A 26,102-nucleotide genomic window follows, 5' to 3' on the forward strand; every position below is an offset into this window, starting at 1 on the left:
GCTCAGACCTCGAGCAGCTCTGCCTCTTTGCGCTTGAGCGCCTCGTCGATCTCATCGACGTGCGAGCGCGTGAGTGCGTCGAGCTCCTTCTCGCCCCGGGCGAGCTCGTCGTCGCCGACCTCGCCCTTGAGCGAGTCGATGTCGTCCTTCGTCTTGCGGCGGATGCCGCGCACGTGCACCCGCGCGTCCTCGCCCTTGCTGCGCACGAGCTTGACGTACTCCTTGCGGCGCTCCTCGGTGAGCTCCGGCATCGTGACCCGCACGAGGTTGCCGTCGTTCGTCGGGTTCACGCCGAGGTTCGGGATGTCGCGGATGGCCTGCTCGATGGCCTTCAGCGCCGACTTGTCGTACGGGGTGACGATGAGCGTGCGCGCCTCGGGGTTGTTGATCGAGGCGAGCTGCGCGAGGGGCGTGGGGGTGCCGTAGTAGTCCACGAGCACCTTCTGGAACAGCTGCGGGTTCGCGCGGCCGGTGCGCACCGTCGCGAAGTCCTCCTTCGCAGCCTCGACGGCGCGGTCCATGCGCGCTCGGGCATCGGCCAAGACGTCCGCGATCACAGTGTCTCCTTCGCGTTGATGGGGCTCGTCAAGTGTATCGGCGGGCCGTCACGCCGTGACGAGCGTGCCGATGGACTCGCCGAGCAGCGCCCGCGTGACGTTGCCGGCCGGCTCCATCCCGAACACCCGCATATCCATCCGGTTGTCCATGCACAGACTGAACGCCGTCGAGTCCACGACCTTCAGACCCCGCTGCAGCGCGTCGAGGTAGGTGATGCGGTCGATGCGCGTCGCCGTGGCATCCTTCTTCGGATCAGCCGTGTACACCCCGTCGACGCCGTTCTTGGCGACGAGGACCTCCTGCGCGTCGATCTCGAGCGCACGCTGCGCGGCGACGGTGTCGGTGGAGAAGTACGGCAGGCCGGCGCCGGCGCCGAAGATCACGACGCGGCCCTTCTCCATGTGGCGCTCGGCCCGCCGCGGGATGTACGGCTCGGCGACCTGCGTCATGGAGATCGCCGACTGAACCCGTGTCGCGGCCCCCGCCTGCTCGAGGAAGTCCTGCAGCGCCAGCGCGTTCATGACCGTTCCGAGCATCCCCATGTAGTCCGCGCGGCCCCGGTCCATCCCGCGCTGGCTGAGCTCGGCCCCGCGGAAGAAGTTGCCGCCGCCGACGACGACCGCGATCTCGACGCGGTCGACCGCGGCGGCGATCTCCCGCGCCATCTGGCTGACCACATCGGGGTTGACTCCGAGCTGCCCCCCGCCGAACGCCTCACCGGACAGTTTCAGAAGGACGCGCCGGCGCCCGGTGTTCTCGTTGATCACTGTGGTCCTCTCGTCTACGACAAACTACCGAAGGGCATGAGAAAAGGCCCGCATCGGATTGCCGATGCGGGCCTTCTCAGATGATCAGGCGCCGACCTTGTAGCGGGCGAAGCCCGTCAGGGTGAGCCCTGCGTCCTTGGCGACCTGCGCGACAGACAGCTTGTTGTCCTTCGCGTAGTCCTGGTCCAGCAGCGAGACCTGCTTGAAGAACGCGTTGACGCGTCCCTCGACGATCTTCGGGAGGGCGGCCTCGGGCTTGCCCTCGTTGCGCGAGATCTCGGTGACGATCTCGCGCTCCTTCTCGACCTCGGCCTCGGGCACCTCGTCGCGCGACAGGTACGTCGGGTTCGCGAACGAGATGTGCTGCGCGAGGCTGCGCGCCGTCTCGGCGTCGTCGCCCGAGTAGGCGAGGACGACGCCGACCTGCGGCGGCAGGTCCTTGCTGGTGCGGTGGAGGTAGATCTCGAACTTGTCGCCGGACAGCGTGTCCACGCGACGCAGCTCGACCTTCTCGCCGATGATGGCGGCCTCGTCCGAGATGAGCTCGGCGACCGTCTGGCTGCCCGCGGACGCGGCGAGGGCGGCCTCGGCCGAGTCGGCGTGCGCGGCGGCGGCGGCGTCGAGGACCTTCTCGGCCAGCGCGATGAAGCGGTCGTTCTTCGCGACGAAGTCGGTCTCGGTGTTGAGCTCGATGATCGTGACCTGACCGTCGACCTCCTTCGCGGCGACGAGGCCCTCGCTGGTGGAGCGGTCGGCGCGCTTGGCGTTGCCCTTCGCGCCCTTGAGGCGGAGGATCTCGACGGCCTTCTCGAGGTCGCCGTCGGCCTCCTCGAGCGCCTTCTTGGTGTCGACCATGCCTGTGCCGAGCTGCTCGCGCAGCGCCTTGATGTCGGCGATCGTGAAGTTTGCCATGGGTGGCGGCTCCTTGATGTGTGTGACTTCTCGTGGATGCCTCGGCGGGACCGTCCGGCCGTCCAGCCAGGGCGATCCCGCCGAGGCGGAGTGCGTGTGCGAGCCTTACTCGGCGGCGGTCGCCTCGGCGGTCTCGGGAGCCTCAGCGGTCTCGGGAGCCTCAGCGGCCTCGGGAGCCTCGGCGGCCTCCGCACCGGCCTCGTCCGAGGCCGACTCGGTCGCGGCGGTCTCAACGGCGGCGGCCTCGGTCTCGGCCGGAGCGCCCTGCTCGAGCAGTTCGCGCTCCCAGTCGGCCAGCGGCTCGGCGTCGGCGGCCTCGTCGCTGGGCTGGTGGCGCTGGATGAGGCCCTCCGCGGCGGCGTCGGCGATGATGCGGGTGAGCAGGCCCACCGAGCGGATCGCGTCGTCGTTGCCGGGGATCGGGTACTGGAACTCGTCGGGGTCGGCGTTGGTGTCGAGGATGCCGATCACCGGGATGCCGAGCTTGGACGCCTCGTCGATCGCGAGGTGCTCGCGCTTGGCGTCGACGACCCAGATGGCCGAGGGGGTCTTCTGCAGGTTGCGGATGCCGCCGAGCGACTTGTGGAGCTTGTCGAGCTCGCGCTTCTTGAGGAGGAGCTCCTTCTTGGTGAAGCCGCTCGCCGCCGGGTCCTCGAAGTCGAGCTCCTCGAGCTCCTTCATGCGCGCGAGGCGCTTGGACACGGTCGAGAAGTTCGTGAGCAGACCGCCCAGCCAGCGCTGGTTGACGTAGGGCTGGCCGACGCGGGTCGCCTGCTCGGCGATGACCTCCTGCGCCTGCTTCTTGGTGCCGACGAAGAGGATGGTGCCGCCGTGCGCGACCGTCTCCTTGACGAACTCGTACGCTTTGTCGATGTACGTCAGCGACTGCTGGAGGTCGATGATGTGGATGCCGCTGCGCTCCGTGAGGATGAAGCGCTTGACCTTCGGGTTCCACCGGCGGGTCTGGTGTCCGAAGTGGACGCCGCTGTCGAGCAGCTGGCGAATGGTGACGACGGCCATGGCCGTTCTCCTGTTCCGGCGCTGTTGCGCCTGCTTGCGGTTGTTCTCTCGCCGGTGTGGTGCCGGCGGGCCTGGCGCCCGGCTCTCTCCCGCCCCGCGCTCGCACTCAGGCGTTCACGGGGACCGATGGGATGGGATGCCGCGCTGCTGCCCCTCGGAGACCTCGGGGACCGGAGACCGGATCGCAGCGCTCTGGGCACGCGGAGTCACTCCGACAGGCGGAGTGCGGCCTCCAGTGTATCAGCAGGCGACCCCACCGCCCCTCCTCCCCCATGTCGCCCTCACCGCGGTTCTCCACGTCTCTCGTCCCTCCCGCGTGATCGGCTCCCGGAGCAGCGCAGAGTCGAGGGCATGAGAGCAGCCGGCACCCGCGCGGTCGGCGTCGCCGCGGCCCTCCTCCTCGTCGCGGGGGGGCCGACGCCCGCCGCAGGCGCCCGCCGCGCCGACCCGCTCCCCGCCGGGGACGGCGGTTCGGTGGCGGTGTCACGGGGATGGCAATGGCCGGTCGACCCGTTCCGGCTGGAGAGGCTGTTCGTCGCCCCGCCCCACCGGTACGGGCCTGGCCATCGCGGGGTCGATCTGCGTCCGCTCGACGACGACCCCGTCATCGCTCCCGCCCCGGGGGTCGTCGCGTTCTCGGGTCAGGTGGCGGGGCGACCGGTGGTGACGATCGACCACGGCGACGGCCTCGTCACCACGCTCGAGCCCGTCGCCTCCGAGCTCGTCGCGGGGACGCCCGTGGCGGCATCCGCTCCTGTCGGCGTGCTGGCCACCGGCGGACACATCGAGCCGGGCGTCCTGCACTTCGGCGTGCGACTGGGCGGCGAGTACGTCAACCCGCTCGTGCTGCTCGGCGGTGTGCCGCGCGCCGTGCTGCTCCCGTGCTGCTGAGCGGCGGCGCTCAGCCGGCCGGGTGGCCGCCGCTCATGCGCGGGGGTGCGCGAGGCGGTACGAGGCCGCGAGGCGCTCGCTCGACACGTGCGTGTAGATCTGCGTCGTGCCGAGGCTCGCGTGGCCCAGCATCTCCTGCACCGCGCGGAGGTCCGCGCCCCCGTCGAGCAGATGCGTGGCCGCCGAGTGCCGCAGTGCGTGCGGACCTGCACCGGCTCCGATCTCGGGGCCCAACTCTCGCGACACGAGGTCGTAGACCGCGCGTGATCCGAGGCGCGCACCCCGCACACCGAGGAAGAGGGCGGATGCCGCCGCGTCCGTCGCGCCGCGGGCGAGGAGCGCCGGCCGACCGCGCACCAGGTACGCCTCTACCGCCCGCAGCGCCGGCAGGCCGAACGGCACGACCCGCTCCTTCGACCCCTTGCCCAGGACGCGCAGCGTCCGGCGCTCCCGATCGAGGTCGTCGACATCGAGCCCGCACAGCTCCGACACCCGCACCGCCGCCCCGTACAGCAGTTCCAGGACGGCGTGGTCGCGCAGGGCGACCGGGTCGCCCTCCGCGGCGGCCGTCTGCAGGCGCAGCAGCACGCCGTTCAGCGCGTCGACGGTCGCCACCTTCGGCAGCGTGCGCCCCCGCTTCGGGGCGACCAGCCGCAGGCTCGGGTCCGCGGCGATCGCGCCCTCCTCCGCCGCCCACGCGAAGAAGCCGCGCACGGCGGCCGTGCGCCGCGCGATGGTCGCGCGGCTGTCGCCGCGCTGGACGGCCCGCCACAGCCACTCCCGGAGCTGCTCGAGGTCGACCGTGGCGAGTTCCGCGTCGCCGCAGGCCTCGGCGAGTCCCGCAAGGTCGGATCGGTAGGCCCGCACGGTGGCCGGTGCGAGGCGGCGCACGGCGGCCAGGTGGTGCAGGTACGCGTCGGCCGCCTCCGAGATCTCCACTCCCCCAGCTTGCGCCCGGAACGACTCGGCGTCGCAGTACGACGCACCTCTCGCGGCGCGCGGCGGCCCCGATCGCTGGACGGCGGCGGGTCTGGTGCCCTCGCGCGCACCCGGTCGTCATCGGCCGCCGGGCGGACGCCGCCATCCGCTCGCGCCCGCTTCGGCCTCCCCGGCCAGCGCCAGCATGCCCAGGCACGGTTCGACGGCGTCGGGCGCCATCCCTGCGCGCCGCGCGATCTCATCGACGCCGCGCCACACCCGGCTGCTCAGGGCGTCCTGCACGCGCGTGGTGTCGTCGGTGTAGCCGTCCGCGGACGCCGCGCCGTTCGCGTGCGCGCTGAGCCCCAGCATCTCGCAGACGTCGTCGGCACCGGTGATGCACTCGGCTCCGTACTCGCGGATGAGGCGCAGCGCGCCGGCCGACGCCGCCGAGGTGATCGGGCCGGGGACGGCGCCGAGCGGCCGTGACAGCGCGGCGGCGTGGCCCGCCGTGTTCAGGGATCCGCTGCGCCACCCGGCCTCGACGACGACGGTCGCCCCCGCGAGAGCGGCGATCAGGCGATTGCGCTGCAGGAATCGCCACTTCGTCGGCGCCGAGCCGCACGGCACCTCGCTCATCACGACGCCACCGCGTCGGGCGATGTCGTCGATCAGCTGCGTGTGCCCGGCGGGGTACGCACGATCGGCGCCACCGGCGAGGAGGGCCACGGTCAGTCCGCCGGCCGTGAGAGCGGCGCGATGGGCCGCGCCGTCGATGCCGTAGGCACCCCCGGAGACCACCGCGACACCGCGCGCTGCGAGCTCGGAGGCCAGCTCCATCGCGACATGGTCGCCGTACCCCGTGGCCGCCCGGGCCCCGACGATCGCCACCGAGGGGGTGAGCCGGCGCAGCGCCGTGGCGTCGCCGCGGACCCACAGGCACAGCGGAGCGTGGTCGCCGAGGTCGTCGATCGGATCGGGCCAGTCGGGATCGCCTCTCGTGACGAGCTGGACGCCGCGTGCCGCCGCGGTGCGCACCGCGTCACCGACCGCCTCGGACGAGAGACGGGGAAGCCAGCGTCTGCGGCCGTCGGCCAGCTCCCGCGGCGTGAGGGCCGGGACGGGGTCGCCGGCGAGGACCGCCTCGAGGCCGTCCGCGGCGCCGCACGCCGCGATGACCCTGCGCGCCACGGAGTCACCCGGCTCGGTGAGCAGGCACCAGACGACGGTGGCGTGGCGTTCGCGGGCTTCCTCGTCGTCGCATGTCTCGCGTCCCAGCGGCGCGAGTGCCCGGCGGGAGGCACGCGGGCTGAGGTCGATTCCGTTCACGGGGTCAATCCCTTCTTCAGATAGAGGGCGCGACCGACGTGCTCGCCGCCCAGCTGGGGGCGTCCGTCGATGTCGGCGAGCGACCATGCCACGCGGAGCACCCGGTCGTACCCCCGGAGGGTGAGTGCGCCGCGGTGCAGCGCCGCGTCCAGCGGTCGACGCACGGCCGGCGGCGGCGCCGAGGGTCCTTCGCGGAGCCAGGTTCCCGGAACGTCGGCGTTGACACGCCATGGCGTGCCCTCCAGCCGTCGTCGCGCCCGGGCCCGGGCGTCCTTCACGCGTTCCCGGGCCGCCGCGCTGGACATCGCCGGGCCGAGGTCACGCTGCGCGACGGACACACGGGTGAGGGTCAGCTCGATGTCCATGCGATCGCGCAGCGGACCGGACAGCTTGCCGAGGTACCGGCGGATGGCCGCCGGCGGGCACGTGCAGGTCCCGCCGCGGATGCCGTAGTCGCCGCACGGGCACGGGTTGGTCGCCAGCACGAGCTGGAAGCGCGCCGGGTAGCTCGCGGAGGCCCCCGCGCGGTGGATGGTGATCGCGCCCGACTCCAGCGGCTGACGCAGCGCGTCCAGTGCACTGGCGGCGAACTCGCCCGCCTCGTCGAGGAAGAGCACGCCCTCGCTCGCGCGGGCGATCGCACCGGGCCGGATCAACCGGGTGCCGCCGCCGACCAGCGCCGCGATGCTCGCGCTGTGGTGGGGCGCCTCGAACGGCGGCGTGCGCGACAACTCGACCACCCGGGCTCCGGCGAGACTGCGGATCGACGCGCTGGCGAGGGCAGCCTCGTCGTCGAGCTCGGGGAGGATCCCCGGCAGCCGCCGCGCGAGCATGGTCTTGCCGGCGCCGGGCGGGCCGCACATCAGCAGGTGGTGACCCCCGGCGGCGGCGACGATCAGGGCCTCGACCGCGTCGCGCTGGCCGATGACCTCCGCGAGCTCGGGAGCGGGTTCGGCGGGCGGGTCGTCGTCGGTGACGGCGACCGGCTCGTCGTCGGGGACCTCGACGTCGCCGCCGTGCCACGCCACGACCTGAGCCAGATTCACCGCGGCGAGCACCTCCATGCCGTCGACGAGGGCCGCCTCGGCACCGTTCGCGTGAGGCACCACGACGCGGCGATGCCCGGCGCGACGTGCCGCGACGACGGCGGGCAGCACGCCCACGACGGGACGCAGCCGACCGTCCAGCCCGAGCTCACCGATGTGCACCGTGCCGGCGACCGACGCGGCGTCCATCGACGATTCGGTCGCCAGGCACGCGATGGCGATGGCCACGTCGAATCCGGATCCCTGCTTGGGAAGGCTGGCCGGTGAGAGGTTCACCGTGAGCCGGCGTCGCGGCAGCGGCGTGCGGCTGTTCGCGCAGGCGTTGTGCACGCGCTGCACCGCCTCGCCCAGCGCCTTGTCGGGAAGGCCGATGATGCGGAACTCCGGCGTCTGCTTCGACAGGTCGGCCTCCACCTCGACGCACTCGCCCTCAGCGCCCACGAGGGCGACCGCCCAGGTGCGCGCGACGCTCACGGCACCTCCACGTCGACGAGATGCTCGAGCCGGGCGTGCTCGGGGACGGCGCCGGTCAGTCCGATCGCATCGATGCGGAGACGGCGCCCCTGGACGGCATCCCGATTCGCCGCCACGAAGGCGACGGCGAGCCGCCACAGCCGCGCCCGCTTGCGCGCGTCGATCGCCTCGAAGGGGTGCCCGAAGTCCTCCCCGCGCCTCGTCTTGACCTCGACGGCGACCACGGCGCGCGCGTCCGCGACGACGAGGTCGAGCTCACCCTCTCGCGAACGCCAGTTGCGGGCGAGGACCGTATAGCCCAGCTCCTCGAAGTAGCGGGCTGCGCGATCCTCGCCGGCGCGCCCGAGCACGTCCTTGTCTGCCATGACGGCATGCTCGCGCACGGTCCCGCGTGCGCGGGCGGCGGAGGGAGGCATCCGTTCAGAACGCCGGCTGTCGGCGGGAATCGCCGGGCTGGGGAGGAGCCGCCGCGGGGCTCAGCTGTCGAGCGAGAGCTCTTCCGGAAGGTGGAAGTCGCGGCGCGAGAGCTCTTCGACGTTGACGTCCTTGAAGGTGAGCACCCGCACGGCCTTGACGAACCGGTCTGCGCGGTAGATGTCCCACACCCAGACGTCGGACATCGAGATCTCGAAGTAGAAGTCGTGCTCGGTGTCTCGCCGGACGACGTTGACCTCGTTCGCGAGGTAGAAGCGCCGTTCCGTCTCGATCACATACTGGAACTGCGAGACCACGTCGCGATACTCGCGGTAGAGCGCCAGTTCGAGCTCGCGGTCATAGTCTTCGAAGACCTCGTCATCCATGGTGCCTCCATCCTATGGGCGCCGGGGCGGGCTCGATGTCCGGTCCGCGCGAGGCGAACACCCTCAGAAGAGGGTCGGCGCGTCCGCGATCGACCACGAGGCGCGATGATGCCTGCTGATGCCGTGCAGACGGATCGCCTCGCGGTGATCCGGACTGGCATAGCCTTTGTTGCGCGCCCAGTTGTACGCGGGCAGCTCGTCGTGGAGATCGGTCATCAGCCGGTCGCGTGCCACCTTGGCGATGACGGATGCCGCAGCCGCCGAGGCGCAGTCGCGGTCGGCCTTGACGACGGGCCGGACGGTCAGACCCCACGCGCCGGCGGGGGTGATGTAGTCGTAGTTCCCGTCGAGGATCACGATGCTCTCCTCCGGCACCACGCCGTGCGCCCGGAGATCGGCCAGAGCACGGACGGAAGCGAGTCCGAGCGCCCGGATGATGCCGATCTCGTCGACCTCCTCGGAGCTCGCCCAGCCCACCGCGCTGCAGGCGACCCACGCCGCCGCGCGGGCCGCGACGTCGGCGCGCTTGGGCTCCGGGACGAGCTTGGAGTCCCGCAGGCCCTGCGGGATCCGCTTGCGGGAGCGCGCGGGGTCGATCACGGCGGCGCCGACGGCCACCGGTCCGGCCAGCGCGCCCCGCCCGACCTCGTCGAACGCGATGACGAGTGCGTGCTCCCGCAGGAGGCGGCGCTCGAGCGTGAGCCGAGGCTCCGCGACGGTCACCGCCCGCTGCCCTCCGCGGCCGGGCTCGGCACGCTCGCGAAGACCTCGTGGTGGAAGTCCAGCGGGCCGAACCGGTCGAACGGCCACGTCACGAGGAACGCGCGGCCGACGAGGTTGTCGATCGGCACGAATCCCTTGCCCGGCTGCTCGGTGTTGTACCGCGAGTCCTTCGAGCGATAGCGGTTGTCGCCCAGCACCCAGAGGCTCCCCTCGGGGACGACGACATCGAAGGCGTCGCCGGACGCCGCGGCCTCCCCCGTCGGCAGCTTCAGATAGTCGGTCTCGTCGATCGCGACGTCGTTGATCGTGATCTGACCGGCGGCGTTGCAGCAGACCACGTGGTCGCCGGGGACGCCGATGATCCGCTTCACCAGGTGGTCGTCGCTGTCGGGCGCTGCGAGCCCCACCAGCGACAGCACCCACTCGAGCCCCTCGACCACGGGCGGGCGCGCGGGCTCGGTGCTCGGCGGCAGCCAGCCGCCCGGGTCGCGGAAGACGACGATGTCGCCGCGCTCGTACTCGCCGAATCGCGGGGTGATCTCGTCGACGAGGATGCGGTCCTTGACGTGGAGGGTGTCCTCCATCGATCCGGAGGGGATGTAGAACGACCGCACCAGGAAGGTCTTCACGACGAGCGAGACGAGCACAGCGATCAGGACGATCACGATCACGTCGCGCAGGAAGGTCAGCCAGCCGCGACGCCGCGGCTGCAGGGCTGCCGCGTTCTCGGGCCCGGGCGCCGGTTCGGCAGGAGCCGACTTCTCGGTCGTCATGGAGTTCCTTCGCAGGCGCCGTCGGTCGCGGCGGCCCGTGTTCAAGGGTCGCACATTCCGCGCCGCCGCGGAGAACGACGAAGCCCCGGACGCGTGGCGTCCGGGGCTTCGTGACCGCGATGCGAGAGCGGGTGTCAGTTCTCGCGCTTCTCCTTGATCTTGGCCTTCTTGCCACGGAGGTTGCGGAGGTAGTAGAGCTTGGCGCGGCGGACGTCACCGCGGGTCACGACCTCGATGTGGTCGATGACCGGGGAGTGCACCGGGAAGGTGCGCTCGACGCCGACCTGGAAGCTGATCTTGCGGACCGTGAAGGTCTCGCGAACGCCGTCGCCCGAGCGGCCGATGACGACCCCCTGGAAGACCTGGATGCGCGAGCGGTTGCCCTCGGTGATGTTGACGTGCACCTTCACGGTGTCGCCGGCGTTGAAGGCGGGGATGTCGGAGCGGAGCGAAGCCGCATCGACGGCGTCGAGGATCTGCATGATCGTCTCTCTCTGCGGCCGCCACAGGTCGACCGCGGGAAGGATAGTAAGGACTGGGTGTGCCGCAGGCCTCCGGCGTGACGCCGTACAGCTGGTTCCCCTGAGGCAGAACCGGTCAGGGCACAAACATCCATTCTGCCACGGATGCCGCGACCGGCCAAAACGCGTCAGCCGGCGGGCGGCGCCTGCTTCTCGGTGATCACGAAGACCTCCCGGTCCTGCTGCTCCGGAGCCGCGCCCTCGGCGGGGAGGTAGGCCATCCCCTCCGACGTGCGCAGCACGAAGCGGGTGGGTCGGGCCTCGCTCCACAGCTGCCACAGCTCCAGCCAGAACAGGCCGACGCCGGCGAGGATCGCCACGACCATGATCGGCGCCCACCAGTCCTCGGCGAAGAACCCCAGCGAGATCACCAGAGCGTGCCACACCGTGAACCCGAGGACGTCCCACCACGACACCGCGCGGTGCGCACGGACGGTTCCTCGGGCACGCACCAGAAGGGTGAGCAGCAGCTGCCACAGGAAGACGCCGGGGATCGCCAGGAACAGCACCCAGAGGAACGCCCAGCCGCCGGCGTTGAACACGGCCCAGCCGACGAGCAGCCACAGCGGCAGGAGGAAGGCGGCGGGAAGGAGCCAGCCGAAGAACGCACGACGCAGCCACATGCCCCCGATGGTACGCCCGCCCCACCGCGCCGTGGTGCCCTTCCGCGCGCCGCGCGGCATCCTCACAGCCTCGGGGTCACCGGTCGGCCAGAATGGATCCGGACGAGAGGAACCTCCACATGATCGAGCTGCGCACGCCTGCCGAGATCGAGGCGATGAAGCCCGCAGGGCGATTCGTCGCCGAGACCCTGGCGACCCTGCGCGACGAGACGAAGGTGGGGACGAACCTCCTCGCGATCGACCGGCGCGCCCACGATCTGATCCGTCGCGCCGGAGCGGAGTCCTGCTACATCGACTACCACCCCTCGTTCGGCGCCCGGCCGTTCGGCAAGGTCATCTGCACGTCCGTGAACGACGCCGTGCTGCACGGGCTCCCCTTCGACTACGCCCTGCGCGACGGGGACCTGGTGTCGCTGGACTTCGCGGTGTCGGTCGACGGCTGGGTGGCCGACTCGGCCGTCTCGTTCGTCGTCGGAACGCCGCGCGACGAGGACCTCGTGCTCATCGACACGACCGAGCGCGCGCTGGACGCGGCGATCGCCTCGGCGACGGTCGGCAACCGCATCGGCGACATCTCCGCGGCGATCGCCGAGGTCGCCCACGGCCAGGGCTACTCGATCAACACCGACTTCGGCGGCCACGGCGTCGGCCGCGTCATGCACGGCGACCCGCACGTCGCCAACGACGGCAAGGCCGGCCGCGGCTACCCGCTGCGCCCTGGTCTCGTCGTCGCGCTCGAGCCGTGGTTCCTGCAGACGACCGACGAGCTCGTGACCGACCCCGACGGATGGACGCTGCGCTCGGTCGACGGTTCGCGCGGCGCGCACTCCGAGCACACGGTGGCGATCACCGAGGACGGGCCGATCGTCCTCACCGACCGCTCCTGGCTCGGCGTCGCCTGAGTCAGGACGTCGCGCGAGCCGTCACGACGGCCGAGCGCGGTGGCAGGGTGAGACGAGACCGCTCCAGACGCGCACGTTCGTCCGTCGCCAGCAGGAGGTCGGCGGCCTCCGTCGCGGCGAGCTCCACCTCGGTCGGCGAGAAGTTCACGATGATCTCCACCGCGCCCCGGGAGAGGCGGTACCACCGCTGATCCTCGTCGGCCGACGCCTCGAGGTGACGGAAGTCCGGATCCGTGAGCTCGGGCCGCTCCCGGCGCAGTGCCAGCAGCGCGCGGTACAGCGCGAGGATCCTGCCGTGCGCTCCGGCATCCTTCTCGTCCCAGCGCAGCTTCGATCGCGAGAACGTCTCGGGATCCTGCGGGTCGGGCACCACGGATTCGTCCCACCCCATCCGCGCGAACTCCGCCTTGCGCCCGCGCGCGGTCGCCTCCCCCAGCTCGGGCTCGGGGTGCGAGGTGAAGAACTGCCACGGCGTGGAGGCCGCCCACTCCTCCCCCATGAACAGCATGGGGGTGAACGGGGCGAGCACGGTGAGGACGGCCGCGATCGCGAGTCCCCCCTCGTCGAGCGACTGCGACAGCCGGTCGCCGGCCGCGCGATTGCCGATCTGGTCGTGATCCTGCGAGAAGGCGACCAGGCGCCAGGTCGGAATGCGCGGATCGATGGGGTGTCCGTGGGCACGTCCGCGGAACGACGACCACGTCCCGTCGTGGAAGAACCCGCGAGTGGACGCCTTGACCAGCGCGCTGAGCGGAGCGAAGTCGGCGTAGTAGCCCGCCGTCTCGCCCGTCAGGGCGACATGCGCCGCGTGGTGGTAGTCGTCGCTCCACTGCGCGGTGAGCCCGTAGCCGCCCGCCTCCCTCGCGGCGATCAGACGGGCGTCGTTCATGTCCGACTCGGCGATGAGGGTCAGCGGCCTGCCGAGGTGCGCGCTGAGCGCGTCGACGGCCTCGGCGAGCTCCTGCAGGATGTGGACCTCGCGGCGGTCCTTCAGCGCGTGGACGGCGTCCAGGCGGAGGCCGTCGACGTGGTGGTCGCGCAGCCACATCAGGGCGTTCTCGACGATGTAGCGGCGGACCTCGTCCTCATCGAGGTCCACCGACGATCCCCACGTGTTCGACTCCGCGTCGCGCAGGTACGGCCCGAACTCCGGCAGGTAGTTGCCGCTCGGCCCGAGATGGTTGTGCACGACGTCCTGGATCACGCCGAGGCCCGCGGCGTGACAGGCGTCGACGAAGCGCTGATACGCGGCCGGACCGCCGTAGGCCTCGTGGACCGCGTACCAGAGGACGCCGTCGTAGCCCCAGTTGTGCACGCCGTTGAAGGCGTTGACCGGCAGCAGCTCGACGAAGTCGACCCCGAGGTCCACGAGGTGATCGAGGCGCTCGGCCGCGGCATCCAGGGTCCCCTCCGGGGTGAACGTGCCGATGTGCATCTCGTAGACGACGCCCCCGGCGAGCTGGCGCCCTGTCCACGCGCTGTCGCCCCAGAGGTGCGCTGCGGGATCGAACACGGCGCTGAGGTCGTGGACGCCGCGCGGCTGCCGGCGCGACCGGGGATCGGGCCGGGCATGGTCCGCGCCGTCGAGCACGAACCCGTACTCTTCACCGTCCCGGAGCGCCACCTGAGCCCGCCACCAGCCCCCGCCGCGCGCCGTCATCGGAGAGTCCGCGCCGCGTGCGGGAGCGCGCAGCGACACGGCAGCTGCCCGGGGAGCCCACACTTCGGGGATCACGCCGGCTCCTCCGGGACGAGGAGGGCGACCGGGTACAGCTCGAGGAGCTCGGCGAGCGCGACGTGGCCGCGGTAGACCCGCCCGGTGAACACGTCGGTCGTGGTGCCGGCGTGTCTCAGCAGCATCGTGTCCTCCCAGGGCGAGCCCGATCGCGTGCCGCGTGCCGCCAGGGCCACCGGAAGGCGGGTCGCGACGGCCAGCGCGCCGCCGCGGTCGACGGCGATCGCGTGATGCGCGGCGGCGCCGACGACGGCCGCCGGCGTGTAGCGCGTGAACAGCTCGGGACGGTCCCGCCGCAGGCGGAGGGTGCGCGCCGTGACGAGGAGCTTCGCCGCGCCCGTGCGGTCGATCAGCGGCTGCTCGCCCCGATCGATCGCCGCGAGGAGTCCGCGGCGGACGTCGAAGTCGACGGCACGGCGGTTGTCGGGGTCGACGAGACTGTGCTCCCACAGCTCGCTGCCCTGGTACACATCCGGCACGCCCGGTCCTGCCAGCTGCAGGAGCTTGGCCGACAGCGCGTTCGACCACCCCGCGCCTTCGATCTCGGACACGAACGACTCGACGCGGGCGGCCACCGCGGGGTCGTCGAAGGCCGCGTCGACCATCGCGTGCATGCGGCGCTCGAACGCGGCATCCGGATCCAGCCAGTTCGTCGCCTCACCGGCCTCCCGCGCCGCCTTCTCGGCGTACGCGTGGAGACGGTCGCGTGACGCCGGCCATGCGCCGATGACGGCCTGCCACAGCAGCGCGTCGAAGGGGCCGTGACCGCTGGAGGCGGCATCCGTCAGCTCCTCGAGCACCTCCGCCCACCGCTCGGGGATCTCCGCCAGCACCGACAGGCGTGCGCGGACGTCCTCGCCGCGCTTCGTGTCGTGCGTCGACAGCGTCGTCATGGCGTGCGGCCACGCCGCGAGCCGGGCCGCCTGCGCCGCATGGAACCTGTCGACCGGCAGCGCGAACTGCGAGGGGTCGGCGCCCACCTCGGTGAGGGTGCCGAGGCGGGTCGCACGGTAGAACGCGGTGTCCTCCACGCCCTTGGCCATCACCATCCCGCTCGTCTGCTGGAAGCGCAGGGCGGCGGGATGCCGGGGGTCCCGGAGCGCCGCGACGACGGCGTCGATCGCCGCGGCGAGGTCCGCGCGATGCGCGCGCGCGTCGTCCGCGGCGGCGTCGAGATGCTCCCGCCCCGCAGGCAGATAGGAGCGGTACACCGGGAACCGGGCGAGAAGCTCGACCACGGCGTCCTCCACCGCTGCGTCGTCGGGCGCGCCGAGCTCACGCGCGAGACGGCACACTTCCGATCGCAGGATCCCCTCGCCGATGACGCGCTTGGTCCCCGCGATCACGTGGGCCCACGGCTGAGGAGCGGGAAGCCCGGAGCGCTCGCGGAGGCGGGCGTCGAGGGCGTCGAGGGCGTCCTCGCCCCGGGGGTCGACCAGCACGCGGTCGATCTCGGCCAGCGCGTCGTATCCGGTCGTGCCCTCTGCGGCGAAGAACGGGGGCAGCGCCTCGCCGTGCTCCAGGATCTTCTCCACGAGGACGTACGCCCCGCCGGTGAGCTCTGCGAGCCGTTCGAGATACTCCACCGGGGCGCGCAGCCCGTCCGGGTGGTCGACGCGCAGACCGTCGACGAGGCCGTCGTCGAACCAGCTGCGGACCTGGGCGTGCGCTTCGTCGAAGACGTCCGGGTCCTCCACCCGCACGGCGGCGAGACTGGAGACCCCGAAGAACCGGCGGTAGTTGAGGTCGGACGCCTCGCGCCGCCAGTGCATCAGCTCGTAGTGCTGCCGGGCGTGCACGGCGAGGACGTCCTCATCGCCGGGTGCAGACCCTCCAGCCAGGGGGAAGCGGTGGTCGTGGTAGCGGAGCTCGCCGTCCTCGACGCGCAGAGCGCCCGACGCTGCGGCCTCCTCGACCGTCTCGCCCAGCACCGGCAGGCGCACCTTGCCGCCGCCGAAGTCCCAGTCGATGTCGAACGCGCGCGCGTACCGCGACCCGCGCCCCTTCGCCAGCACGTCCCACCACCACGGGTTCTCGGCGGGGCGCGCGACGCCCACATGATTGGGCACGATGTCGACCAGGACGCCGTGACCCGCCTCGTGGAAGGCGCGGGCGGCGCGCTCCAGCGCATCGCGGCCGCCGCGCGCGGGGTCGACGGTGCTCGGATCGACGACGTCGTACCCGTGATCGGATCCCTCGGACGCCGCGAGGATCGGCGAGAAGTACACCCAGTCGGCACCGAGCGCGCCGAGGTAATCGCGCAGCCGGGCGGCGTCGTCCAGCGTGAACGACGGCCGGATCTGCAGCCGGTACGTCGAGCGCGGCCGCGCCCCCCGCGCTGGCGTTCGGGTCACCGGGACAGCTCCGCCCGCGGCGCCGCACCGGGCACCTCGTCCGGCCCGGCCACCCCTGTGACTGCGAGGGATGCGGCGACGGAGTGGTCCACCTCCGGCTCCTCCATCTGGTGCTCGCGCAGCACCATGAGCGAGCGACCGCGCACCGTCAGCGTGGTGCCGGGTTCGACGGGGTCGGTGTCGGCGTGCTGACCTGCGGTGTCGACGATGACGTCCCACTCGGGACTGAACTCCACCGCGGGGATGAGGAAGTCCACGTCGTCGTCTCCGGCGTTGAACAGGATGATGAAGTGGCGGTCGGTGATCGGCTCGCCACGGCGGTCGCGCTCGCGGATGCCGCCGCCGTTGAGGAAGACCGCGACGGCACGGCCGAAGCCCGAGTCCCAGTCCTCCGGCTGCATCTGCGAGCCGTCCGGACGCGCCCACACGATGTCGGGAACGGGGGCGCCCTCCTCCCGCCGCACCGGCCGGCCGTCGAAGAAACGGCGACGGCGGAAGGTCGGGTGCTCACGGCGCAACCGCGCCAGCGCCGCGGTGAACTCCAGCAGCGGCTGGTCCACGGCCGACCAGTCCACCCACGTGATCTCGTTGTCCTGCGCGTAGCCGTTGTTGTTGCCGCGCTGCGTGCGCCCCAGCTCGTCGCCGTGCAGCAGCATGGGCACGCCCTGCGACAGCAGCAGTGTCGCGATGAAGTTGCGCTGCTGACGTGCACGCAGCGACAGCACCTCGACGTCCTCGGTCGGGCCCTCCGCGCCGCAGTTCCACGAGCGGTTGTCGTCCGCCCCGTCTCGGTTGTCCTCGCCGTTGGCTTCGTTGTGCTTGTCGTTGTACGAGACGAGATCGCGCATGGTGAAGCCGTCGTGCGCGGTGACGAAGTTGATGGATGCCACGGGCCGGCGCCCGGAGTGCTCGTAGAGGTCGGCCGACCCGGTGAGCCGGGAGGCGAACTCGCCGAGGGTCGCGGGCTCGCCGCGCCAGAAGTCGCGGACGGTGTCGCGGTACTGGCCGTTCCACTCCGTCCACTGGGGCGGGAAGTTGCCGACCTGGTAGCCGCCGGGACCGACGTCCCACGGCTCGGCGATGAGCTTCACCTGCGAGACCACGGGATCCTGCTGGACCAGCTCGAAGAACGTCGCGAGCCGATCGACCTCGTAGAACTCGCGCGCGAGGGTCGACGCCAGGTCGAAGCGGAACCCGTCGACGTGCATCTCCAGCACCCAATACCGCAGCGAGTCCATGATCAGCTGCAGCGTGTGCGGATTGCCGACGTTGAGGCTGTTGCCCGTGCCGGTGTAATCGGTGTAGTAGCGCTTGTCGTCCGCTTCGAGTCGGTAGTAGGCCTCGTTGTCGATCCCCCGCATCGACAGGGTGGGGCCAAGGTGGTTGCCCTCGGCCGTGTGGTTGTAGACCACGTCGAGGATGACCTCGATCCCCGCCGCGTGCAGCGACTTCACCATCGCCTTGAACTCCTGCACCTGCTGCCCGCGCTGGCCGTTCGAGGCGTAGGTGTTCTGCGGGGCGAGGAACGCGATGGTGTTGTAGCCCCAGTAGTTCGACAGCCCCTTCTCCTCGAGCACCGAGTCGTTGACGAACTGGTGGACGGGCATCAGCTCGATCGCGGTGACTCCGAGCTTCTGCAGGTGCTCGATGATCGCAGGGTGGGCGATCGCGCTGTACGTCCCGCGGATCTCCTCCGGGATCGCGGGGTGCAGCTGCGTCAGGCCGCGCACGTGGGCCTCGTAGATGAACGTCTCCGAGTAGGGGGTCTTGGGAAGGCGATCGCCGGCCCAGTCGAAGTACGGGTTCACGACGACGCCCATCATCTGGTGCGCGGCGGAGTCCTCGTCGTTGCGGGAGTCCGGCTCGCCGAAGTCGTAGCCGAAGACCTGCTGGCCCCAGTCGACCTGCCCCTCGACGGCCTTGGCGTACGGATCGAGCACGAGCTTGTGGGCGTTGAACCGCTTGCCCGACTCGGGATCGAACTCCCCGTGCACACGGTAGCCGTAGCGCTGGCCCGGCTGCACGGAGGGCAGATAGCCGTGATGCACGTACGCGTCCACGTCCACGAGGTCGACCCGTGTCTCGTTGCCGTCGTCGTCGAACAGGCACAGCTCGACGCGTTCGGCACCTTCGCTGTAGAGCGCGAAGTTCGTCCCGCTCCCATCGAAGGTCGCACCGAGCGGGTACGGGGAACCTGGCCAGATCTGCATACGACCTCCATCTTGCGGGGCCTTCACGATATCGGTCGGCGATGACCGGGCGCCGGGACTGGCGCACCGTGCGCGAACAGGGTAGGCCCCCCGCCACGACCGCGACCTCACAAGGGCGTCGCATGCCGTGTGAGAGAAACGTTCGCTCGAGGTAACCCCCGCCCGCAGGGCGGTGAAACACCGCGCTCGTAGCTTCGTGTTCACCGAACATCCGGCCGACGAGGAGGAGCCATGGCCCACCGCGACCATGTCAACAACCGGAAACATGACGCTGACGCCGCTGCAACATCACCCGCGTACGGTGACCTCATGATGCACAGCCCCGCGCTCGGCACCCACGTGGTGGTCGTCGGCGCGGGCATGGTCGCCCACCGCTTCGTCGAGAGCCTGCTCACCCGAGCCGGCGACGAGTGGCGGGTGACGCTCATCGGCGAGGAGGACCGCCCGCCGTACGACCGCGTGGGGCTGACCGGCTTCTTCAGCGGCGCCTCGGCGGCCGACCTCGAACTCGAGCGCACCGTGCTCGAGGACCCGCGCGTCCGCTTCCTGCGCGGCGACGCGGTCACCCGCATCGACCGCCAGGCCCGGCGCGTGACCACCCGCAGCGGCACCAGCGTCGCGTACGACCGGCTCGTGCTCGCGACGGGATCGTACGCCGCCCGCCTGGCCGTGGACGGCTTCGGGCTCGAGGGCTGCTTTGTGTACCGCACTCTCGACGACGTCGAGAAGCTCGAGGCGTTCGTCCAGCGCCGCTCCGCGGAGCTCGGCCGCCCGCTCGTCGGCACCGTCATCGGCGGAGGACTGCTGGGCCTCGAGGCGGCCGGGGCGCTGCAGGGGCTGGACGTGGACTGCACGGTCGTCCAGTCCTCCGATCGGCTGATGTCGGCGCAGCTCGACCTCCCCGCGGGCGACGCCCTCCGGCGACTCATCGAGTCCCGGGGCATCGCGGTGAAGACCCGGACGGTCACCACACGGCTCGATCCCGACCGCACCGGCCAGGTCGCGGGACTGGAGTTCCAGGACGGCTCGTACGACCGGACGGACGTGGTCGTCTTCACGGTGGGGGTCCGCCCGCGCGACGAGCTCGCGCGGACCGCAGGCCTGGACGTGCACCAGCGCGGCGGCATCCTCATCGACGCCGGCTGCCAGACGTCGGATCCCCGCGTCCTCGCGATCGGCGAGGTCGCCAACTACGACGGCCTGTGCGTCGGCCTGGTCGCCCCGGGCTACGCGATGGCCGAGGTCGCGGCGACGCGGCTGCTCGGCGGCGAGGCATCCTTCCCCGGCTACGATCTGTCGACCAAGCTCAAGCTCTCCGGCGTGGATGTGGCGAGCTTCGGCGACGCCTTCGCCGAGACGCCCGGTGCACTGGACGTCACCTACGCCGATCCCGTGGCCGGGGTCTACAAGAAGCTCGTGCTGTCCGACGACGCGAAGACGCTGCTCGGGGGGATCCTCGTCGGCGACGCCTCCGCGTACGGATCGCTGCGGCCGCTCGTGGGCGGCGCGCTCGGCGGCGATCCCGCCGCGTATCTCATGCCCGAAGGCGGCGTGGCCGCGCCCACCGGCGACCTCCCCGATGAGGCGCTGGTCTGCTCCTGCAACAGCGTGACCGCCGGCGCCATCCGTCACGCGGTCCACGAGGAGGGCTGCACCGACGTCGCAGGTGTCAAGGCGTGCACGAAGGCGGGAGCCGCCTGCGGCTCGTGCGTGATGATGGTCAAGAAGATCGTCGGCACCGAGCTCGCGAAGACCGGTGCGGCACTGAGCAACGCGCTGTGCGAGCACTTCGACATGTCGCGCCGCCAGCTGTTCGACGCGGTGCGCGTCTCCGGTCTCACGACGTTCAGCGCCGTCATCGAGCGCTTCGGCACCGGTCGCGGCTGCGACATCTGCAAGCCGGCGCTCGCCAGCATCCTGTCCACGCTCGTGCGCGGCCACGTGCTCGACGGCGAGAACGCGACGCTGCAGGACACCAACGACCACGTGATGGCGAACCTGCAGAAGGACGGCAGCTATTCGGTGGTGCCGCGCATCCCGGGCGGCGAGATCACGCCGGAGGGGCTCCTGGTCATCGGGCAGGTCGCGAAGGACTTCGGGCTGTACACCAAGATCACCGGCGGACAGCGCATCGACATGTTCGGCGCCCGCCTGGAGCAGCTGCCCGACATCTGGCAGCGCCTCGTCGAGGCGGGGTTCGAGTCCGGGCACGCCTACGGCAAGTCGCTGCGCACGGTGAAGTCGTGCGTCGGATCCACGTGGTGCCGCTACGGCGTGCAGGACTCCGTGGGCATGGCGGTCCAGCTGGAGCTGCGCTATCGCGGCCTCCGCTCGCCCCACAAGATCAAGCTGGGCGTCTCGGGCTGCGCCCGGGAGTGCGCCGAGGCGCGAGGCAAGGATGTCGGCGTCATCGCGACCGAGGCCGGCTGGAACATGTACGTCGGCGGCAACGGCGGCTTCACGCCGCGCCACGCGGTGCTGCTGGCCGAGGGGCTCAGCGACGAGGAACTGCTCACCGCGATCGACCGGTTCCTGATGTACTACATCTTCACCGCGGACCGCCTCCAGCGCACGGCGCCGTGGTTCGAGGATCTGGACGGTGGCATCGACGGCCTTCGCGCCGTGATCTTCGACGACAGCCTCGGCATCTGCGCGGATCTGGATGCCGCGATGGCCGCGCACCTGGAATCGTACGAGGACGAATGGAAGGCGACGCTCGAGGACCCCGAGAAGCTGCGCCGCTTCGCCTCGTTCGTGAACGCCCCGAAGACCCCCGACCCGTCACTGGCCTACACCGCCGAGCGCGGACAGCCCCGACCTGCCACCGAGGACGAGCGGGCCGACTCGCGCGTGCTCATCGCCGGCACGACACTGGAGGTGCGCCGATGACCCTCGTCGACCCGCAGACGACCGAGTACACCGCACCTCCCGGATGGGTGCGCGTGTGCGAACTGGCCGACCTCGAGATCGAGCGCGGGCGCGCCGCGCTCCTGGGCGGGACCCAGATCGCCCTCTTCCTGCTCCGCGGCCCGGACGGCACGGGCGGCCGCGTCCACGCGGTGTCGAACCTCGACCCGTACAGTCGCGCGCACGTCATCTCGCGCGGGATCGTCGGAACGCGCCAGGACATCCCGACGGTCGCGTCGCCGATGTACAAGCAGGTGTTCGACCTTCGCACCGGCGCCTGCCTCGACACGCAGGGCAAGGAGCCGATGAGCCTGCACGTGTGGCCGGTGTCCGTCGACGGCGGGCACGTGCTCGTGCGCTGGGAGGACGAGGCATGAGCGTCGGCCGCGTCGACCTGATCGGCGGCGGACCGGGGCCCCTGGACCTGCTCACCGTGCGCGCCTGGCGGCTGCTCACGCGTGCGGATGTCATCGTCATGGACCGGCTGGGGCCCACCGACATCCGCGAGCATGTCGGGCCGGAGGTCGAGATCATCGACGTCGGCAAGCATCCCGGCCACCACCCGGTGCCGCAGGAGGAGATCAACGAGCTGCTGGTCGCCCGCGCGAAGGCGGGCAAGCACGTCGTCCGTCTGAAGGGCGGCGACCCCTTCGTGTACGGGCGGGGCGGCGAGGAGGTCGCCGCGTGCCTGGCCGCCGGCATCCCGGTCGACGTCGTGCCGGGCATCTCGAGCGCCATCGCCGTGCCCCAGGCCGCCGGCATCCCCGTCACCCATCGCGGCGTGGCCGGCGCGGTGCACATCGTCAACGGCCCCGCCGAGGTCACCGCGGCCACTCTCGCGGCGATGCGCGACGACGCCGTGACGACCGTGATCCTCATGGGCGTCGGAGCCCTCCCCCGCATCGTCTCGGACGCGCTGCACGCGGGCGTCCCGGCGGACCGGCCCGTGGCCATCGTCGAACGCGGCCACCACCGCGATCAGCGGACGACACGCAGCACGCTGGGCGCGGTCGTGCTCGACGCGGGCGTCGCCGGCGTCCGCAACCCCGCCGTCATCGTCGTGGGCGAGGTCGCCCGCGCCGGGCTGCTGCTTCCCGACCGCCAGCTGGCAGGTGACACCGTCCGTTGAGCTCCACCACCCGCCCCACCCTCTCGGCCGCGCTCGACGGCTGCACGATCGTCATCGCCGTCGACCGCCGCTCGCTCGAGCTGGCAGCCGCACTCGAGCGACACGGCGCGCAGGTGCGCCACGCGCCCGCGCTGACGATCGTCCCCCACATCGACGACGACGCGCTCATCGCCGCCACGCAGGAGCTCATCGCGCGTCCCCCCGACATCGTCGTCGCCACCACCGGCGTGGGCTTCCGCGGCTGGATGGAGGCGGCCGACGAGGCCGGGCTCCTCGACGAGCTGCACGACGCGCTCGCCGGGGCGCAGATCGTCGCCCGCGGCCCCAAGGCCCGAGGTGCGATCCAGCAGGCCGGGCTCACGGCGGACTGGGTGGCCGAGTCCGAGACGTCCGCCGAGCTCGGCGAGTACCTCCTGGCCGAGGGCATCGGGGGCCGCCGCGTCGCGGTGCAGCATCACGGCTCGGGTGCCGACGGGCTGGATGAGCTGTTCCAGCGCGCCGGCGCCGACGTGGTGAGCCTCACCGTCTACCGCTGGGGGCCACCGCCGGACCCGGCGGCGGTGTCGCGGTCCGTCGTCGCGGCGGCGCACGGCGAGGTCGACGCCGTCCTGTTCACCTCGGCACCGGGCGCCGCCGAGTGGCTCGCGGCGGCACGGCAGGAGGGGATGCTCGAGGCGATCCTCGAGCGCGACGCCGAGGGCCGCCTGCTGACGGCAGCGGTCGGGCCGATCACGGCCGGCCCGCTGCTCGACGCCGGCCTCGAGCCCCTCATCGCCGAGCGCGGCCGGCTCGGCTCGCTGGTGCGGGCGGTCGTCACGCACTTCGGCGGCGGCGGCGCGGCATCGCTCCCCACCTCCGCCGGCCGCCTCGAGCTCCGCAGCACGGGCATCGTGCTCGACGGCCGCCACATCGCGCTGTCGCGCAGCGCGACCGACATCGTCGGCGTGCTCTTCGACGCGCACGGCGGCGTCGTGTCGCGCCATCGCCTGCAGACGGCGCTGCCGCGCTCGGGGGAGAACACCCACGCGGTCGAGATGGCCGTCGCACGCCTCCGCGAGTCGCTGGGCGTGCCGGACCTCGTCAAGACGGTCGTCAAGCGCGGCTACCGGCTCAACGTCATCGATCCGGCGTGAGCGGACCGGTCGCAGGGACGCGCCGCCGCTACGACGCGGCGTCGGGCTCCGGCAGCAGGTCGGGCCGGTGCGCACGCGTGCGCGCGAGGCTCTGCTCGCGCCGCCAGGCCGCGATGGCCCCGTGATTTCCGCTGAGCAGCACGGGCGGCACCTCCAGCCCGCGCCACTGCGCGGGCTTGGTGTAGCTGGGGTACTCCAGCAGTCCCAGCTCGTGCGACTCCTCGACGAGGCTCTCGGGATTGCCCACGACGCCGGGGATCAGCCGCGAGACCGCCTCGATCACTGCCATGGCGGCGACCTCCCCGCCGTTGAGGACGTAGTCGCCGAGACTCACCAGCCGCACGCGTCCGCGCTCGGCGTAGTGGTCCACGACGCGCTGGTCGATGCCCTCGTACCTCCCGCAGGCGAACACGAGGTGCTCCTCCTGGGCGAGCTCGCGCGCCATCGGCTGCGAGAACAGCTCCCCCGCCGGGGACGGCACCAGCAGCACGGCGTCGTCGGTGAGCACCGCGTCCAGCGCCTCGCCCCACGGCTCCGGCTTCATCACCATGCCGGCCCCGCCGCCGTACGGCGTGTCGTCGACCGTGCGATGACGGTCGTGCGTCCAGTCCCGCAGGTCGTGGACGTGCATCTCCAGGATGCCGCGGTCACGGGCCTTGCCGATCAGCGAGACGCCCAGCACGTCGAAGAACGTCGGGAAGATCGTGACGATGTCGACGCGCATGCCTCCGAGTCTAGGAGGCGCGCGTGTTTCGGACGTGTGTCGCGGCACCCACCGCGGGAGGCGCCGGACGGTGATCGAGAAGTGACCGGGAAGTAACCGCGCGGGCAGACGGGCCGAAACACCCCGTTCCTAGCGTGGAAGCACACTCACCCCCAGTGTCAGCTCACCTCAGGGAGGCGCCATGACAACCACCGTGACCCCGTCCACGACCCAGACCGACGCACCGCCCCGGTCCATCGCCCCGGCCGACGCGCCGGTCGCCCTCACTCATCGACCCGGACGCTGGATCGACGGCTGGAACGCCGAGAACCCGGCGTTCTGGAAGGCCGAGGGGCGTGCGATCGCACGCCGCAACCTCGGCTGGTCGATCTTCGCCGAGTTCCTGGGCTTCATCATCTGGCAGCTGTGGAGCATCGTCGTCGTGATGCTCCCGGCCGCGGGCTTCCAGCTGACCAGCTCGGAGTCGTTCTGGCTCATCTCCCTCCCGAGCCTCGTGGGCGCCACGCTCCGCTTCCCGTACACGTTCATGGTCGCGATCTTCGGCGGCCGCAACTGGACGATCGTCTCGGCCGCGCTCCTGCTCATCCCGGCCGTGCTCCTGGGCATCGTCGTGTCCAACCCCGAGACGCCGTTCGGCGTCCTCCTGCTCGTCGCCGCCCTCGGCGGCGTCGGCGGCGGCAACTTCGCCAGCTCGATGGCCAACATCACGTACTTCTTCCCGCAGAAGGAGAAGGGCTGGGCCCTCGGCCTGAACGCCGCCGGCGGCAACCTCGGCACGTCGGTCGCCCAGTTCGCCGTGCCGATCGCTGTGACCATCGGCGCCGGGGCGACGCTGAACATCTCGCTCGCCGGCTGGATGTGGATCCCGCTGATCCTGCTGGCGATGTTCGGCGCGTGGCGCTACATGGACAACCTCTCGTCCGCGAAGGCCGACTTCGCGGGGTCCGCGGCGGCCCTCCGCGAGCCGCACCTGTGGGTCATGGCGGTCCTGTACATCGGGACGTTCGGATCGTTCATCGGTTTCGCGAGCGTCTTCCCGAAGCTCATCGCCGACCAGTTCCCGGCGCTGTCGACCATCCAGGTCGGCCAGGCGGCGATCTCGCTGGCCTTCCTCGGCGCCCTCGTCGGCTCGCTGGCCCGTCCGTACGGGGGCAGGCTCGCCGACCGTTTCGGCGGCGCGCGCGTGACCGTCGGCGCCTTCGCGGTGATGGCTCTGGGCGCGCTGGCGCTCATCCTGACGATGCCGCTGCGCAACTTCGCCGTGTTCCTGGCGTGCTTCCTCGTGCTGTTCGCCGCGACCGGAATGGGCAACGGCTCGACCTACCGCATGATCCCGAGCATCTTCGCGGCCCGCTCCCTCGCGCGAGGCGACGAGCCGGGCTCGCCGGAGGCGACCAGGATGATGCGCAAGGCCGCGGCCGCCCTCGGCCTGATCTCGGCGATCGGCGCCTACGGCGGGTTCCTCGTGCCGCAGGTGCTCAACGCCTCGCAGCTGGCGACGGGCGGCTACACCGCGGCGTTCGCCGGGTTCGTCGCCGCGTACGTCGCGCTGCTGCTCGTGACGGTGCTCGTCTACGTCGTCCCCCGAGCCTCGCTGGCGAAGCAGCGCATCTGACGCGACACCACAAGATGAGCGGATGCCTCGGCCGAGGC

General features: G+C 71.6%; 24 protein-coding genes. 7 read left to right on the forward strand and 17 right to left on the reverse strand.

Going from position 1 to position 26,102, the window contains the following annotated elements:
• Positions 1 to 2 precede the first annotated feature (2 nt).
• From frr to rpsB, 4 genes are all read right to left on the reverse strand, one after another.
• A complete protein-coding gene (frr, locus tag ACFRAL_RS07250) occupies positions 3 to 557 on the reverse strand; it encodes a ribosome recycling factor (protein WP_336396950.1) in 555 nt (184 codons plus the stop codon).
• A 48-nt stretch (positions 558 to 605) separates the two neighbouring features.
• On the reverse strand, positions 606 to 1,325 hold the full coding sequence (pyrH, locus tag ACFRAL_RS07255) for a UMP kinase (RefSeq protein ID WP_336396949.1): 720 nt from the start codon (positions 1,323 to 1,325) through the stop codon (positions 606 to 608).
• An 84-nt stretch (positions 1,326 to 1,409) separates the two neighbouring features.
• Positions 1,410 to 2,237: a translation elongation factor Ts gene (tsf, locus tag ACFRAL_RS07260; protein WP_336396948.1), complete on the reverse strand. Its 828-nt coding sequence runs from the start codon at positions 2,235 to 2,237 to the stop codon at positions 1,410 to 1,412.
• Positions 2,238 to 2,342: 105 nt separating this feature from the next.
• Entirely contained in the window at positions 2,343 to 3,257 is a 915-nt protein-coding gene (gene rpsB, locus ACFRAL_RS07265; RefSeq protein WP_378881210.1) for a 30S ribosomal protein S2, read from the reverse strand.
• Between the two features lie 351 nt (positions 3,258 to 3,608).
• Between rpsB and ACFRAL_RS07270 the strand changes: the two genes are divergently transcribed.
• Positions 3,609 to 4,148: a murein hydrolase activator EnvC family protein gene (locus tag ACFRAL_RS07270; RefSeq protein ID WP_378881212.1), complete on the forward strand. Its 540-nt coding sequence runs from the start codon at positions 3,609 to 3,611 to the stop codon at positions 4,146 to 4,148.
• A gap of 33 nt (positions 4,149 to 4,181) precedes the next feature.
• Here the strand turns inward: ACFRAL_RS07270 and ACFRAL_RS07275 are convergent, their stop codons facing one another.
• From ACFRAL_RS07275 to ACFRAL_RS07315, 9 genes are all read right to left on the reverse strand, one after another.
• A complete protein-coding gene (locus ACFRAL_RS07275) occupies positions 4,182 to 5,087 on the reverse strand; it encodes a tyrosine recombinase XerC (protein ID WP_336396945.1) in 906 nt (301 codons plus the stop codon).
• Between the two features lie 117 nt (positions 5,088 to 5,204).
• A complete protein-coding gene (gene dprA, locus ACFRAL_RS07280; protein WP_378881215.1) occupies positions 5,205 to 6,395 on the reverse strand; it encodes a DNA-processing protein DprA in 1,191 nt (396 codons plus the stop codon).
• On the reverse strand, positions 6,392 to 7,915 hold the full coding sequence (locus tag ACFRAL_RS07285; RefSeq protein ID WP_378881218.1) for a YifB family Mg chelatase-like AAA ATPase: 1,524 nt from the start codon (positions 7,913 to 7,915) through the stop codon (positions 6,392 to 6,394). Before ACFRAL_RS07285 ends, dprA begins: the two co-directional genes overlap by 4 nt.
• Positions 7,912 to 8,280, reverse strand: coding sequence for a YraN family protein (locus ACFRAL_RS07290; RefSeq protein WP_336396942.1), 369 nt, complete (start codon positions 8,278 to 8,280; stop codon positions 7,912 to 7,914). The genes ACFRAL_RS07285 and ACFRAL_RS07290 overlap by 4 nt, the downstream gene beginning before the upstream one ends.
• A 111-nt stretch (positions 8,281 to 8,391) precedes the next feature.
• Entirely contained in the window at positions 8,392 to 8,715 is a 324-nt protein-coding gene (locus tag ACFRAL_RS07295) for a DUF2469 family protein (RefSeq protein WP_159843786.1), read from the reverse strand.
• A gap of 63 nt (positions 8,716 to 8,778) precedes the next feature.
• On the reverse strand, positions 8,779 to 9,438 hold the full coding sequence (locus tag ACFRAL_RS07300) for a ribonuclease HII (protein WP_336396941.1): 660 nt from the start codon (positions 9,436 to 9,438) through the stop codon (positions 8,779 to 8,781).
• Complete coding sequence (lepB, locus tag ACFRAL_RS07305) at positions 9,435 to 10,211, reverse strand: signal peptidase I (protein ID WP_378881222.1); 777 nt, start codon at positions 10,209 to 10,211, stop codon at positions 9,435 to 9,437. Before lepB ends, ACFRAL_RS07300 begins: the two co-directional genes overlap by 4 nt.
• 134 nt (positions 10,212 to 10,345) lie before the next feature.
• On the reverse strand, positions 10,346 to 10,693 hold the full coding sequence (rplS, locus tag ACFRAL_RS07310) for a 50S ribosomal protein L19 (protein WP_172989725.1): 348 nt from the start codon (positions 10,691 to 10,693) through the stop codon (positions 10,346 to 10,348).
• A 167-nt stretch (positions 10,694 to 10,860) separates the two neighbouring features.
• A complete protein-coding gene (locus ACFRAL_RS07315; protein WP_336396939.1) occupies positions 10,861 to 11,355 on the reverse strand; it encodes an MFS transporter permease in 495 nt (164 codons plus the stop codon).
• A 119-nt stretch (positions 11,356 to 11,474) separates the two neighbouring features.
• Here ACFRAL_RS07315 and map point away from each other — a divergent pair, with 119 nt between their 5' ends.
• The gene (map, locus tag ACFRAL_RS07320) at positions 11,475 to 12,257 is read left to right on the forward strand and encodes a type I methionyl aminopeptidase (protein WP_378881225.1); all 783 of its coding nucleotides are present in this window, start codon (positions 11,475 to 11,477) and stop codon (positions 12,255 to 12,257) included.
• A gap of 1 nt (position 12,258) precedes the next feature.
• Here map and treZ read toward each other — a convergent pair whose 3' ends face one another.
• From treZ to glgX, 3 genes are read right to left on the reverse strand one after another with little or no spacing between them, the layout of a single operon-like run.
• Positions 12,259 to 13,992, reverse strand: coding sequence for a malto-oligosyltrehalose trehalohydrolase (treZ, locus tag ACFRAL_RS07325; RefSeq protein ID WP_378881228.1), 1,734 nt, complete (start codon positions 13,990 to 13,992; stop codon positions 12,259 to 12,261).
• On the reverse strand, positions 13,989 to 16,346 hold the full coding sequence (gene treY, locus ACFRAL_RS07330) for a malto-oligosyltrehalose synthase (RefSeq protein WP_378881231.1): 2,358 nt from the start codon (positions 16,344 to 16,346) through the stop codon (positions 13,989 to 13,991). Before treY ends, treZ begins: the two co-directional genes overlap by 4 nt.
• Positions 16,343 to 18,556, reverse strand: coding sequence for a glycogen debranching protein GlgX (gene glgX, locus ACFRAL_RS07335; RefSeq protein WP_336396936.1), 2,214 nt, complete (start codon positions 18,554 to 18,556; stop codon positions 16,343 to 16,345). Before glgX ends, treY begins: the two co-directional genes overlap by 4 nt.
• A gap of 309 nt (positions 18,557 to 18,865) precedes the next feature.
• On the opposite strand from glgX, the gene nirB reads away from it, so the two are divergent.
• The 4 genes from nirB to ACFRAL_RS07355 are packed head-to-tail and all read left to right on the forward strand — an operon-like array spanning position 18,866 to position 23,725.
• Complete coding sequence (gene nirB / locus ACFRAL_RS07340) at positions 18,866 to 21,445, forward strand: nitrite reductase large subunit NirB (RefSeq protein WP_336396935.1); 2,580 nt, start codon at positions 18,866 to 18,868, stop codon at positions 21,443 to 21,445.
• Positions 21,442 to 21,840, forward strand: a complete 399-nt coding sequence (nirD, locus tag ACFRAL_RS07345; protein WP_194398192.1) for a nitrite reductase small subunit NirD — start codon at positions 21,442 to 21,444, stop codon at positions 21,838 to 21,840. The genes nirB and nirD overlap by 4 nt, the downstream gene beginning before the upstream one ends.
• Positions 21,837 to 22,592, forward strand: a complete 756-nt coding sequence (gene cobA / locus ACFRAL_RS07350) for a uroporphyrinogen-III C-methyltransferase (protein ID WP_194398191.1) — start codon at positions 21,837 to 21,839, stop codon at positions 22,590 to 22,592. The genes nirD and cobA overlap by 4 nt, the downstream gene beginning before the upstream one ends.
• Positions 22,589 to 23,725, forward strand: a complete 1,137-nt coding sequence (locus tag ACFRAL_RS07355; RefSeq protein ID WP_378881236.1) for a uroporphyrinogen-III synthase — start codon at positions 22,589 to 22,591, stop codon at positions 23,723 to 23,725. Before cobA ends, ACFRAL_RS07355 begins: the two co-directional genes overlap by 4 nt.
• 28 nt (positions 23,726 to 23,753) lie before the next feature.
• On the opposite strand, the gene trmD is transcribed toward ACFRAL_RS07355, so the two are convergent.
• Complete coding sequence (trmD, locus tag ACFRAL_RS07360) at positions 23,754 to 24,449, reverse strand: tRNA (guanosine(37)-N1)-methyltransferase TrmD (protein ID WP_336396933.1); 696 nt, start codon at positions 24,447 to 24,449, stop codon at positions 23,754 to 23,756.
• A gap of 181 nt (positions 24,450 to 24,630) precedes the next feature.
• Between trmD and ACFRAL_RS07365 the strand changes: the two genes are divergently transcribed.
• Positions 24,631 to 26,064 carry an MFS transporter gene (locus ACFRAL_RS07365; RefSeq protein WP_336396932.1) on the forward strand — a complete coding sequence of 478 codons (1,434 nt, stop codon included), beginning with the start codon at positions 24,631 to 24,633 and terminating at the stop codon, positions 26,062 to 26,064.
• The last annotated feature ends 38 nt before the right edge of the window (positions 26,065 to 26,102 follow it).

Source organism: Microbacterium sp. NPDC056736 (genome assembly GCF_042790415.1).
Classification (GTDB): Bacteria; Actinomycetota; Actinomycetes; order Actinomycetales; family Microbacteriaceae; genus Microbacterium.